The following is a 12,806-nucleotide window of genomic DNA, read 5'->3' as shown; positions in this document are numbered from 1 at the left end:
CTTCCAAAAGTGTGATATAGATATTTTTCTATTAAGATATAGACTTCATCTGCCCATATCATATAATCCTACTTTTAATATGTGCATATACTCTTCAAACTCTTTCATGATTTTATCTGCATTATTTATCATTTCTTTTTCTCTACCTTTATAATCTTTAATATATTTATTTGAAATTCCATCTAGTGAAATGAATAATAATTCTATGGCTTTTTTTTCATCTATATCATTTCTTAATTTAGAAGTATCGAATTTTTGCGCTAATAATTTAAAATTATCGTTGTAAAGCTGAAAATATCTTTTTTTTATATCCTCTTCGATTTCTTCTGGCGGAGATAAGAATGCATTTACAGTAAATTCGTACATTGCAGGAGCTTGTGTAAATGCTTTTATCTTAATAAAGCTTATATCTCTTATCATATCAAATATATCCCCACTATCCATCATTTCCATTTGCTCTGCTAATATATCACTAAAACATTTCACAACATAGTCAACAATATATAGATATAGGTTCTTTTTATTTTTAAAATAATGAAAAAGAATTCCTTTTGATATTCCTGCTTTTTTAGTTATTTCATTTGTAGAGCCTTTTCTATATCCATGTTCCGCGAATTCTTCTATGCAAACATCAATTATTCTTTTTTTCTTTTCCTCCGGTAGATTCTCAAAACTTTCAAACAAATCAATACACCTTCCATAATGTACTTTAACTAAAATTTAACCTGTACTCCTTCTTTTATTTCTACGTCTGGATTTAATATTACTATATCATCTTCTTTTAATCCAGAAACTATCTCTATCATATCTTCTCCTTCTATACCAGTTTCCACTTTTCTTAAGGCTGCTTTGCTTCCATCTACAACATAAACATATTTCCCATCTTCGTAATCAAATATTGCACTATCAGGAACTGCAATTATACTTTTCTTATCATGTGTTACTATTTTTACATTCACGTCATAACCTACCTTAAGAACATCTGTGTTTCCACTTAATTCTATTTCAATTTTAACTCTTTTTTGTTCAATCCCTAACTCAGATATTTTGCTAAAAGCTTTAGGATGTATTCTTGTCACTATTCCTGTAATGCTCTCAATATCTAAATCATCACTATATACTAAAACCTGTGCCCCGTCTTTTACATCACCTACTTCACTAATCAAAACATCAGCCTCTAGATATAAGTCTTTATCATTTCCAATCTCTATGACTGGAATACCTGGCTGTAGGTAAGACCCCTCTTTTACATACGTTTCTAGAATCACTCCATCAATAGGTGCTTCAATTAGTGCATTTCCCTTACTTTTATTTAATATGTCAATTTGATAATCCAGTTCAGATAGTTGAGCCTCAAATTGTTTTTTTATATTTTCAGATGGTCCTTTTTTTATACTTGCAAGCTCATTATTAGCAATTTCTAATGCTTCCTGCTGAAGTTTAAGGTTATTTAGAGCATTTTGATAATTGTCTTGACTTATAGCCCCCTCTTTAACTAGTTTTTCAGCTTTTTCAACATCTATTTTTGCATTTTCAGCTAAAATTTCTATACTTCTAACATTGGCTTCTGCATTATTAATTATCTCCTGTGTAGGAAGTTTCGTAGCCTCTTTATATAAAGCTAAGAGTGCATCTTTCTTAGCCTGTATACTTTTTATCTGAAGTTCTGCTTCCTCAGCATTTATAACTGCAATTATGTCTCCTTTTTTCATAGTCTTTCCTGCACTAACATCTAATTTAACTACTTCTCCAGCACTTTTTGAATATACAATTCTCTGATTTTTTGCTTTAACTGTTGCTATTTCATCTATAAATCTTTTTATATCATCGCTTTTCACTGTATATGATTCAGCAACTACAGCACTATTTCTCATTGCAACATAGGTCCCTACACCTATTACAGCTAATATTACTAAACCTATAATGAAATATTTCAATTTTTTCATCTAAAGACCCCCTTAAGAGATTCTATTTTTTAAAGCTTCAATAAAATCAAGTTTATTTATTTTCTTATAAGTAGCTAATTGGGCAATAGTCACAAAGGCTATGGTAAGAACTGCAGTAATTATATAATTAGACAACATTGGATTCATTTCAATAGTATATATTTCAGTACTAAACATAGTTTCTAATGAAGATGTCATAGATTGACCCAATGGTATTCCTAGTATGATTCCAAAAACAGTCATAACTGCATTTTCTTTAGTCACAATTTTGAAAATTTCATTCTTTGAAAATCCCATGATCCTTAGCGATGAGAACTCTAGTCTTCTCTCAGCTATGTTCATAATTGTTGAATTATACACTATGGCAAATCCTAATATTCCTGCAAATATTAGCATTATGCCTATAGAAACTATCATCAATCCCATAAACTGTTCAAAGATTGATCTCATATCTTCTAATGATTGTATAGACGATATATTTTTTACATCCTCAAGCTTTCCTTTTACATCATCATTAGAATCTATATAAACTCCTGTAATAATATTTTTGTCTAGAAGTTTACTGCTCATAGTTTCAATATTCATATATCCATTTATTCCTAGCGATTGCTTTATGATATCCTTTACTTCAACATAGATGTCAGCTTTATTTGGAATAAATGTCTTTATTTTTATTTTATCACCTTTTTCTACTCCCATAAATCGTGCTAAACCTTCTGAAAGCACAATCCCTTCACTAGGTAGGCTTATGCTTTGTTCGTTTATGTCTTTAAATCCGTAAAATTCTGTATCTCTATTCACACCAATAATATTAGCTACCATATTGCTATTTCCATATACTAATTCAAATGGAAATTCTATTTTAGGTTCAATTTTTTCTACGTCTATTATGTGTTTAATATCATTTACTGTATTAATACTTAATGGCCTACTAAAGTTAATATTATAATCCATTTTTTGAAATTCTGAATAATGTCCATCAAATATATCAGTCATGGCAGAATTTAATATAAATGGCATAAATGTAACTGCAAATGTCATTGCAATTCCAAAAGTAATAAACAAAAACCTTTTTTTATTTCTAAGTATATTTCTTAGTACCATTTTCCAGCTAAAGGACAACCTTTTCCATAAAATATCCACTTTATCTAAGAAAATTCTTCCACCTTGCTTTGGTGGCTCTGGTCTCATTGATTCGGCAGGTAATATTTTGAGAACCTTTCTTGCTCCCCATATTCCTGATAATGTACAAAAAATAATTGAAAGTAAAATCGCTGAAAATACATATCCATAATACAACTTGAACTTAAGCATAGGTATATTAAAATATGTTGTATACAGTTTTGCCATATTACCAGATAAAAAAATGCCTAGAGCAACTCCAAATAGCGATCCAATAAGCCCTATTATAATACTGAACTTGGTATAATGCATTAGTATATTTGTATTTCTATATCCAAGTGCTTTAAGAACTCCTATTGACATTCTATCGTTTCGTATCATCCTCGATAGCATAGCTGCAATTATGACCGCTGCTACCCCTAGAAATATTATTGGAACAGTACTTGACATCTGCTTTACTCCCTTTATTTCTTCAGATACCATTCTATTACTTAATTGTTCTTCACGAGTATATATTCTTTTAACACCATATTGTTTTAATTCTTTCTCTACATGATTCTTTATTCTATCTACATACTCTTTATCTTTTACTGTAATCAAAATCTCATTATAGCTGTCTTTAAATCCAAAGTTTTGTCTTGCAAATTCCTGTGAAACAAATATAACTCCGAATTTATCTGGCATAGGTAATAAACTTTGTTCATCCTCCATTAGGTACACATATTCAGGGCTCGCTGATATTGCACTAACTCTCATATCAAAAGTTCTTCCCTCTATATAAGGCTTTATAGTATCATTAACTTTTATGTTTCTAGAATTAGCAAATTGTTCAATTACTATAGCTTCCTTATTTTTATCTTCAATCTCATTTCCATCTACAATATATAATTTATTAATAATACTGTTGTCTGATATTGAAACAATCCTTGTCTTAACCTTTTCATCAGCATTTTCAGTCTTCATTTGTATATCAAAGACAACTCTTCCCTCTACTTCCTTGACCCCTTTAATTCTCTTAACTTTATCTAATGCAGATTCAGGAATTCTAGAAGACTGAACAAATATGTCTGCAAAATTAGTTTCATCATAATAGTAATTTAAAGTATCTTCAAGATTTACTATAGCAGTACTCAGCGCTGTATAAATAGTAAGACCAACTATTACAAGTACTGTTATAGCTATAAACTGACCTTTTGAATTTTTAATAAGTCTTAAGAGTCTCAAATCTAGCCTCTTCATTACCATACAATCCTTTCAGGTTCAATTGGGTTTGGATTTATACTATTTTCAATAATCCTTCCACTTCTCATTTTAATTACTCGATCCCCCATATTAGCAATAGGAGAGTTATGAGTGATTATGATTACTGTTTTGCTATACTGTTTATTTATCTTGTTTAATAATGATAATATTGAAATCCCTGTTTGAAAGTCTAGAGCTCCAGTAGGCTCATCGCATAAAAGTAATAGTGGATTCTTAGCTACAGCTCTAGCTATAGCTACTCTTTGCTGCTCCCCACCGCTCATTTGTGAAGGAAAGTGCTCTTTCCTATCATCTAGTCCTACATTCGCTAGGATTTCATCAATATTTAATGGTTCTTTACATATTTCAGTAGCTAGCTCTACATTTTCTTTAGCTGTTAGGTTAGCCATAAGATTATAAAACTGAAACACAAAGCCAACTTTATCTCTTCGATAAATAGTTAACTCCTTGTCGTTATAGCCAGTAATGTTTTGATTTTTCAGTAAAACTTCTCCATTCGTTGGTTTATCCATACCACCTAGTATGTTAAGTAAAGTGCTTTTACCCGAACCACTAGGACCTAGTATTACTACAAATTCTCCTTCGTTAATTTCAAATGAAACTTCTTGTAATGCTTTTACTGTTACTTCCCCCATTTGGTATTCCTTTGACAGATTTTTTACCTTCATTAAAACATTAGTATCCATCTTTTCACCTCAAGTCTATGCTTGTTTGACCACTCAGTCAACTTAATAATATTTTACCATTTGTTGACCATGTAGTCAATATGTACCTAAAGAAAAAAATATCCACAGTCTAGACAAACAACTTTATATGCTATTGCTTATTTCTGAATGTAAATATTAAAATAAATTTAGAGGATGGACTTATAAAACCTATTCTATATCAATCTTCAATACTATTGTCCCTACTGTGAAAGGACAGTTGATAAAAGTGAAGTTACTGTAAAAGCCGGAAAGGATTATCCACTTTAATCCTTCCAGGCTTTTGATATTTTAACTGTGTGCAAATTATCTCTATAAAGCCTTCACTCTCTCTTAGTTTCTTCATATTCATCAAATTTTTAATGCAAATCTACCTTTTTCTAAACACCTATTGGCATTTCTTAGCTTGACTTCTTGCATATAGTATACCTTTAGATAAATAGGTTGATTCTTTATGAATGAATACAGAGAATTTTAAATACAGTTATCAAACTCATAACCAAATAAATGATTTAAATGCATATTAAATGTTCGTCCCCATACTGCAATTTTCTCATCTGTTTCTGTCAAATGCTCAAATGTATTTACTCTGGAAAAGTCCATTATTTTAGAAGCATTAGTACTTAATCCTAATTTTAGACCTTTATTTGCCATATAGTTAATAATCTCAGGTAAATTTGGATTTAAGAATGATTCATACCAGCTAAATAATCCAACCCAAGCATCTTGAGTAATTATCTCTTTTTTAGTAGGTGAACAAAAATTCTTTCAAACTCTTCTACACTCATAAGATATTTTTCTTTTATTTTATTAATTCCTTTCCTATTTCCTTGACCTGTCAAACAATAGGGGCATCTTGCATTGCAATAATTTAATATATCAATATACACATCAGTATACACAGTACTCACTCTCCCTTAGTAAAAGCATTTATTTAAAAATAGCATTCTTACTTTAATTGTCAAATAGAAAAATCATATTAATATTGAATTTGAACTCTAAGTTTAGCATCTAGGTTTGAAAGAGACTCGTCCATCAAAAATACTTGAGGTGACCTTACAATAGCCCTCCCCAATGCTACTCTCTGCCTTTGTCCACCTGAAAGTTGCTTAGGCTTTCTAAGTAGAAGGTCATCCATTTTCAATACTTTTTCAGTCTCTAAAACCCTTTTCTCGATATCTTCTTTCTTCACTTTCCTAAGCTTTAGACCAAAAGCCATGTTTTTATAAACAGTCATATGTGGATATAATGCATAGTTCTGAAATACCATAGATATATCTCTAAACTCGTATTCCTTACAGCATGAAACTTGTTCTCATATATTTTTTCTGCATTTTTCAATATCACATTCGCCATTTATAATCACTTCTATTCTTTAATGCTTCCAACAGTAAGACCTTCAATGAAATATTTTTGAACTGATATAAAAGCAATAGAACAGGTACTACCATAATTACACTTGTAACCGTTAGGAGTCCAAAGTCCAACCTATGATACCCTATCAAAGTCTGTAAACCTACTGCAATAGTCCTATTCCCATTACTAGTTATAAGAGTATTTGCAAAGAAATATTCGCTCCATCCAAGTATAAATGAATATATGCCTACTGTAGTAATTGCAGGTAAAGACACTGGTAAAATAACTTTAATTAAGCACTTAAAATAGCTGCAACCATCTATTAATGCTGCCTCTATTAACTCCTTTGGTATAGATTCAAAATAAGCCTTTAACATCCATATTTCAAAGGGAACTGAAAAAGATAGATGTGTAAGTACTAGCCCAAATTTCTGATCAATTAAACCCATTTGATAACAGAGTATAAACAGTAGTATTACCAAAAGAATTGATGGAAACATATAGGTAAATAATATTGTTCTTACGACTATCTTTTTCCCTGGGCACTTCATCCATACTATTGCACAAGCAGCTAGAGATGAAATGTTCATACTACAAATGGCTGTAAAGCTTGCTACAATTGTACTGTTCTTTAAATATGCAGTAAATTCCCTTGCACTAAATAGATTGATATAATTCTTCAATGTAAAGTTTTGTGGTATGAGCTTTGATGTAGTTGTGATGATCTCCTCTGAAGGTTTAAATGAAGTAAGTATGGTTACAGGCATCGGAAAAAACAAGATCAAAGAAAGACAATTCCCATATTATTTGCAAAATAGTCACTATAAGAAATGTTGGTTTTTGTGCAGGAATAGTGATATATCTAAATAGTTGGAAACGATTAGCCCCATCTATTTTACCAGCTTCATACAGACCTTTATCAATAGATTGAAGACTAGCTAAAAATACCATCATGACAAAAGGGTAACTACACTAAATCATAGGTATTAGAATACCTACCCATGCCAATTTAGTATCAGCAAGTATGTTTACTGGGTGAAATATAATATTGTATTTAACAAGGATATAGTTTATATATCCATAGAAGGCAAAACCCATGGTATAAATAATATACCTCTAAAAAAGATATAAACTTCTCTTTTGTCATAAATATTATCTATTTTCTTCTTCTGGATATTTGGCATCTTTAAATACGAAGAATCCACCTGTTCCTGACCAACTTCCTGAATTTCCTCATGGTCCTTCAGGCTGCTTTGCAAATCCAATGTTTTGATAATCATTTGGAAACATTTCTTCTAATAATGTTCCAAATCCGCCCCAAGTTGCAGCCATAACTACTTTTCCAAGTCCTACAGCATTAGCTGGGCCACCATGCTCCCAGTTAACAGCACTTTGTGGAACTACCTTATATTCATTTACCAAAGCATTTATATATTCAAGTGCTTTTTGGTTTTCAGGACTATTCAACACCAAGTTTACATTTTCATCAAGCATTTTTCACCAGCAGCCTTCATGGAGTCTGTGATGATTTGACATGATTGATAGTCATCGCCTATGAATATTCCTAAACCATAAGTATCATCTTTAGTTGTTGCTTTTGCAATTTCAATTAATTCGTCCCAAGTCTTAGGTGGTTCATCATATCCTATATCTGCAGTGTCTCCAGATTCAAGCATTTACTCCTATTTTGTATAAACATTGTCCCAACTCTCAATAGTTAAATTAATCTTGATATTTGGGTTTTCTTTTTCAAATTCAGCAATATGCTTTTTCCAGAAAGTATCCTCTTTGTTAGAATCATACCCGCATGGCGGATAAGAAAAATTGACTGTAAGTATTTCCTCTCCTTTTACATCAGAATTTTCTGCATCTTCCACATCTTTAGGTTGACATCCAACCAACAATAGATTTAAAACAAATACTAAAATTAATATAAAAATTTATATAGCATTTTTCTATAGTAAAAATATGTTTTCACTCTTATCAGGAAAATAGCAGAAACTACAATTCACATAAATGTTAGACAGGGTAATTTAAGTCATTGAGAAGAAAAAATAACTATGATATAATAATATCGTATTACGATATCGTATTTTGATAGTTATTTTATATAGCAGAGGTGAATCAAATGCAAAATCAAATCTTAAGGAAATTCTTTCTAGGTTTTATTCAAATCCACATACTTTATCATGCAAAAAAAGAACCCTTCTATGGTGTCTGGATGATTGAAGAACTTGGAGAGCATGGATATGATATGAGTCCAGGAACATTATATCCCTTACTTCACAGTATGGAATCAAAGAAGCTATTAGATAAAGAAGAAAAAACTGTAGATGGAAAAATTAGAAAGTACTACAAAATAACTAAATTTGGAATGGAAGTTTTAGAAGAAGCTCGAAAAAAAGCATATGAACTATTTAAAGAAATTAAAGATTAATGAAAGGAGAGTATTTTTATGTTTACGCTCAAGGAAGTGAAATACAAAAACATTCTTTATATAAAAAATCTTAATATCAAAAAACATAAAGTTACTTGTATTGTGGGAGAAAGTGGAAGTGGAAAAACCACATTATTAATGCTATTAAATAAACTAATAAGCTGTGATAGCGGAGAAATATTTTATAATGATAATTTTTTAAGCCATATTAATTCTGTAGAATTAAGAAGAAATGTAGTTATGCTTCCACAATCTCCCGCTATCTTTAGTGGTAGCATAAAAGATAATCTACTAATAGGACTTAAATTTTCCGAAAGACCAATGCCTTCAAATAACGAACTCTTGGAAGTATTAAAATTGGTGAAGTTAAATAAAGATTTGAATCTAGATGCAGAAAAGCTATCTGGCGGAGAAAAGCAAAGGGTAGCTCTAGGTAGAGTAATTCTTATGAAGCCTGAAGTTCTATTATTAGACGAGCCTTCTTCTGCTCTAGATGAAGATACAGAAAATATGATTATTGAGGCATTAGTAAATTATACGAAAGAAAATAACAAGACTCTCATTATGGTTACTCATTCTAAAAAAGTGGCAAGTCAATTCTCTGATGAAATTATTGAAATTAAAAAAGATTTATTAATAAATCAGGAGGAGGTATAAACTATGGACGGTGTAATTGATCTTAAGCTATGGCAAATGGTGTCTGCCTATATTTTTGTAGTTATCCTTTTGTTTATTGTAAAAGCTAGGGGTATCTCTAGAGAAAAAGAAATACTTATTTCTTCCATAAGAATGACAATACAGCTTATATTAACAGGATATATCCTTATTTATCTTTTTAACAATTCAAATCCACTATATACAATTATTGTAATAGCCATAATGGAGATATTCGCCATTTACAATATTTTTAAAAGATCAAAAACAAAACTTTCAAAATCTCTTAAAAGAATTATTGCCATTTCTATGATATTTGGAACTTTATCAAGCCTAATTTATTTCTTACTTGTTGTAGTTAATATTTCACCTTGGTATGATCCTAGGTATTTCATCCCCATTGCGGGTATGTTAATTGGCAATTCAATGACTGGAATTTCACTTGGTGTAACAAGGCTTGTAGATGGAATGACTTCTCAAAGGTATCTTGTTGAATCAGCATTAATGCTTGGAGCAAGCCCTAAAATAGCTGTAAAAGAAATTGTAGATAATGCATTTGACTCTGCAATCCTTCCCACAATCAACTCAATGGTAGGAATGGGAATCGTATTTTTGCCTGGAATGATGACAGGGCAGATACTATCTGGTACTTCTCCTGTAACTGCTATTGAGTACCAAATTACAATCATGCTTGGTATTCTTGGAAGTGTAGCATTGACTGTAATATTATTTGTCCAGTTAGGATACAAAACTTTCTTCAATGATGAAAGTCAATTAATTATTAGTGATCGTTAAGAATTTTATTATTAAGCTTAACTAATCTTATATATCTAGTAAAATTCATTTATATAAACAAAACATATTCAAAAATTAAATTTTTGTCTAAATTATTGAAGCATATCCACTTTATAGTTTTATTTTCCATAAAAATGATATAGTTATAAATATAAGATTATTATTTTCTAATAGCATTTTGAAAGTGGGTGAAAATATGGATAACAAAAAAGCATTAGATATTTTAGAAAATTTGAAAAAAGTTATCATGGGCAAGGATGATGTTCTAGAAAAAGTTTTAATTTCTTTACTTGCAAGAGGCCATCTTTTAATAGAAGATGTGCCAGGAGTTGGAAAAACAACTCTTGTTAAAGCCCTTGCTAAAAGCTTAGACTTATCTTATAAAAGAGTTCAGTTTACACCTGACTTGATGCCTTCTGATATTATAGGAATTAGTGTCTATGACAAAAACACTGGCACATTTTCCTTTAAGAAAGGGGCCATTTTCAATCAAATATTTTTAGCTGATGAAATCAACAGAACATCTCCCAAAACCCAGTCTAGTTTATTGCAGGCCATGGAAGAAGGAGAAGTCTCCACTGAAGAAGGCCACTATGTTTTGGAAAAACCATTTATGGTACTGGCAACTCAAAACCCACTAGAATATCAGGGCACTTTCCCTCTGCCAGAAGCACAATTAGATAGATTTTTAATGCGTTTATCACTTGGATATCCAGCAAAATCATATGAAGTACAAATACTCCAGAATTATCAGTCCATAAAAAAACTCAATCTCATTGAAGCTGTTGTAACACAGAAGGATATATTGGAGATGCAATTAATGGTAGATAATTTAACAGTTCACCATGACATCATAGATTATATTGTCAATATTTCTAATGCAACTCGCGAATATAAGGATTTACAACTTGGTGCTAGTCCAAGAGCCTCAATTGATTTATTAAAAGCTGCAAAGGCAAAAGCATTTTTAGCAGGACGAGATTATGTCATTCCAGATGATGTGAAAGAAATAGTAACACCTGTATTAGGGCATAGACTAATCCTTTCACCAGAAGCTAGAGTCGAAAGAAAGAGTATTGAAAAGATACTAAAAGGAGTCCTTAATCGTGTGTTTTTACCGGTGATTGTAAATGAATAGATTAAAAGTTGCCTCATTATTGCTCTTTTTAATATTGCTTTCTTTTGCTCTATTAGTTGGCGGTACTATGCCTTATTTTTTATTCTATATATTCTTATTAACCTTTTTCATTCCATTAATTCACAGTTTAATTACACTTATAGGTCTGAAAGGTTATGTTAGGATTCCAAGTCAATCTCTATTTTCTGGTGAAAGTATTAATATAGAATATCAAGTGGAAAATAAGAGCTTTTTTCGCATACCATATTTAGAGATTAATAGCAACATTACAAAAAATCTTTCAGGAATAGAATCACCCAAAGTGACCTTGGTACTTGAAAAGAAACAGTCTTTCATTCACAAAGAAACTGTCCTTCTAAAAAGAAGAGGTTATTACAAACTTGGAGAAATAGAAGCAACTATTAAAGATGTATTTGGATTTTACTCTTTTAAAAAAAGAATTTCAAGCAATACTTCTCTCTTAGTCTACCCAGAAATCATTAATCTTTCTACCTTCAAAATAACTACTAGCCATCAAACTGGAGAGGCCCTAGTGCAAAATTCAGTTTTTCAAGATAAAAGCAGGATTTCTTCTTTAAGAGAATATAGAGAAGGTGACTCTGTTAAAGCTATTCATTGGAAACTATCAGCGAAAAAAGATATACCTATAGTTAAAGACTATGAAACCCGTGGGGATACCTATGCTACCATATTTATTGATAATTATGCAAAGTCTTTCAAGGATGACATAGACCGTCGTCTCGAAGATAAGGCAGCAACTGCTACTCTTAGTATAGTAAATTACTGTTTAAGCCAAAACATAGAAGTTTGTTTAGAAACTCAAAACCATAAAAGCTTTGTTAAAATACAAGGTCAACAAAAATCTGATCTTAAACCTTTTCTAGAAGCTTTAGCTAGATTTAGGGGTAATGGTTCTCTTGTATTTAATTCCTTTCTCATGTCTAGGATTGAAACTCTAAAAAGAAGCTCAACAGTTATAATTATAACTCCAAACTTTGATAAAGAAATAGGCGCACTAGGTATTCAGCTAAAAATGAAAAATTTCAATCCACTATTTATTGTAATTACCGATATAGATAATAATAAAGGATTTGTTGACCAGATAGTCGAGGAAATGTTAAATCAGGAAGGTATACCTATATATATACTGAATCATAACACCAGTATCAAAGAAGCATTGGAGGTTTATGATGGATAATTTATTAGGTAAAAAGCAAAAACTAATATCTAACATTATTTATGCTTCTTTAGTATTTAGCCTAGTGTACATTTTGGGTTTGGGAATTGGGCTAAAATTAAATATCATACTACAAATACTAATAGTTTTTCTCGGAAGTGCCATAGTTAAGTTTTTCCTCCTAAATCCACTTATTCTATATGCTATTTTAGCC

At 30.8% G+C, this 12,806-nt stretch carries 17 protein-coding genes and 1 pseudogene; 6 read left to right on the top strand and 12 right to left on the bottom strand.

Annotated elements, in window-relative coordinates; all coding sequences use genetic code 11:
- Positions 1-45: 45 nt before the first annotated feature.
- The 12 genes and pseudogenes from ABV008_RS14280 to ABV008_RS14225 form a co-directional block, all read right to left on the bottom strand.
- Positions 46-684 (bottom strand): TetR/AcrR family transcriptional regulator, encoded by a 639-nt coding sequence (locus ABV008_RS14280; RefSeq protein WP_352420510.1) that lies wholly within the window; start codon positions 682-684, stop codon positions 46-48.
- Between the two features lie 29 nt (positions 685-713).
- Positions 714-1,946: an efflux RND transporter periplasmic adaptor subunit gene (locus ABV008_RS14275; protein WP_352420509.1), complete on the bottom strand. Its 1,233-nt coding sequence runs from the start codon at positions 1,944-1,946 to the stop codon at positions 714-716.
- A 12-nt stretch (positions 1,947-1,958) separates the two neighbouring features.
- Positions 1,959-4,307 (bottom strand): ABC transporter permease, encoded by a 2,349-nt coding sequence (locus tag ABV008_RS14270; protein WP_352420508.1) that lies wholly within the window; start codon positions 4,305-4,307, stop codon positions 1,959-1,961.
- Positions 4,307-5,017, bottom strand: coding sequence for an ABC transporter ATP-binding protein (locus ABV008_RS14265; RefSeq protein WP_352420507.1), 711 nt, complete (start codon positions 5,015-5,017; stop codon positions 4,307-4,309). Before ABV008_RS14265 ends, ABV008_RS14270 begins: the two co-directional genes overlap by 1 nt.
- A 492-nt stretch (positions 5,018-5,509) precedes the next feature.
- Positions 5,510-5,689 carry a hypothetical protein gene (locus ABV008_RS14260; protein WP_352420506.1) on the bottom strand — a complete coding sequence of 60 codons (180 nt, stop codon included), beginning with the start codon at positions 5,687-5,689 and terminating at the stop codon, positions 5,510-5,512.
- An 80-nt stretch (positions 5,690-5,769) separates the two neighbouring features.
- Positions 5,770-5,937, bottom strand: coding sequence for a hypothetical protein (locus ABV008_RS14255; protein WP_352420505.1), 168 nt, complete (start codon positions 5,935-5,937; stop codon positions 5,770-5,772).
- An 83-nt stretch (positions 5,938-6,020) separates the two neighbouring features.
- Positions 6,021-6,317: pseudogene (locus ABV008_RS14250) on the bottom strand (ATP-binding cassette domain-containing protein); the annotation flags it as partial.
- Between the two features lie 61 nt (positions 6,318-6,378).
- Positions 6,379-7,158 (bottom strand): carbohydrate ABC transporter permease, encoded by a 780-nt coding sequence (locus tag ABV008_RS14245; protein ID WP_502929790.1) that lies wholly within the window; start codon positions 7,156-7,158, stop codon positions 6,379-6,381.
- Positions 7,130-7,345, bottom strand: a complete 216-nt coding sequence (locus ABV008_RS14240; protein WP_352420504.1) for a carbohydrate ABC transporter permease — start codon at positions 7,343-7,345, stop codon at positions 7,130-7,132. Before ABV008_RS14240 ends, ABV008_RS14245 begins: the two co-directional genes overlap by 29 nt.
- Before the next feature lie 279 nt (positions 7,346-7,624).
- Positions 7,625-7,885, bottom strand: coding sequence for a hypothetical protein (locus tag ABV008_RS14235; protein ID WP_352420503.1), 261 nt, complete (start codon positions 7,883-7,885; stop codon positions 7,625-7,627).
- Positions 7,867-8,067 (bottom strand): hypothetical protein, encoded by a 201-nt coding sequence (locus tag ABV008_RS14230; protein ID WP_352420502.1) that lies wholly within the window; start codon positions 8,065-8,067, stop codon positions 7,867-7,869. The genes ABV008_RS14235 and ABV008_RS14230 overlap by 19 nt, the downstream gene beginning before the upstream one ends.
- Before the next feature lie 6 nt (positions 8,068-8,073).
- A complete protein-coding gene (locus tag ABV008_RS14225) occupies positions 8,074-8,268 on the bottom strand; it encodes a hypothetical protein (protein ID WP_352420501.1) in 195 nt (64 codons plus the stop codon).
- Between the two features lie 251 nt (positions 8,269-8,519).
- Here ABV008_RS14225 and ABV008_RS14220 point away from each other — a divergent pair, with 251 nt between their 5' ends.
- The 6 genes from ABV008_RS14220 to ABV008_RS14195 form a co-directional block, all read left to right on the top strand.
- A complete protein-coding gene (locus ABV008_RS14220; RefSeq protein WP_352420500.1) occupies positions 8,520-8,828 on the top strand; it encodes a PadR family transcriptional regulator in 309 nt (102 codons plus the stop codon).
- A gap of 18 nt (positions 8,829-8,846) precedes the next feature.
- The gene (locus ABV008_RS14215; protein ID WP_352420499.1) at positions 8,847-9,485 is read left to right on the top strand and encodes an ABC transporter ATP-binding protein; all 639 of its coding nucleotides are present in this window, start codon (positions 8,847-8,849) and stop codon (positions 9,483-9,485) included.
- A 3-nt stretch (positions 9,486-9,488) separates the two neighbouring features.
- Complete coding sequence (locus ABV008_RS14210) at positions 9,489-10,277, top strand: ABC transporter permease (RefSeq protein ID WP_352420498.1); 789 nt, start codon at positions 9,489-9,491, stop codon at positions 10,275-10,277.
- A gap of 196 nt (positions 10,278-10,473) precedes the next feature.
- The gene (locus ABV008_RS14205) at positions 10,474-11,415 is read left to right on the top strand and encodes an AAA family ATPase (RefSeq protein WP_352420497.1); all 942 of its coding nucleotides are present in this window, start codon (positions 10,474-10,476) and stop codon (positions 11,413-11,415) included.
- Positions 11,408-12,613, top strand: coding sequence for a DUF58 domain-containing protein (locus ABV008_RS14200; RefSeq protein ID WP_352420496.1), 1,206 nt, complete (start codon positions 11,408-11,410; stop codon positions 12,611-12,613). Before ABV008_RS14205 ends, ABV008_RS14200 begins: the two co-directional genes overlap by 8 nt.
- The coding region (locus tag ABV008_RS14195) for a hypothetical protein (protein ID WP_352420495.1) at positions 12,606-12,806 on the top strand (201 nt) is incomplete at its 3' end. The genes ABV008_RS14200 and ABV008_RS14195, both read left to right, overlap by 8 nt.

It is taken from the genome of Proteiniborus sp., from assembly GCF_040308045.1.
In the GTDB taxonomy this organism is placed as follows: domain Bacteria; phylum Bacillota; class Clostridia; order Tissierellales; family Proteiniboraceae; genus Proteiniborus.
The sequence above is the reverse complement of the archived record's forward strand: the minus strand, read 5'-3'. Positions and strand labels throughout refer to the sequence as shown.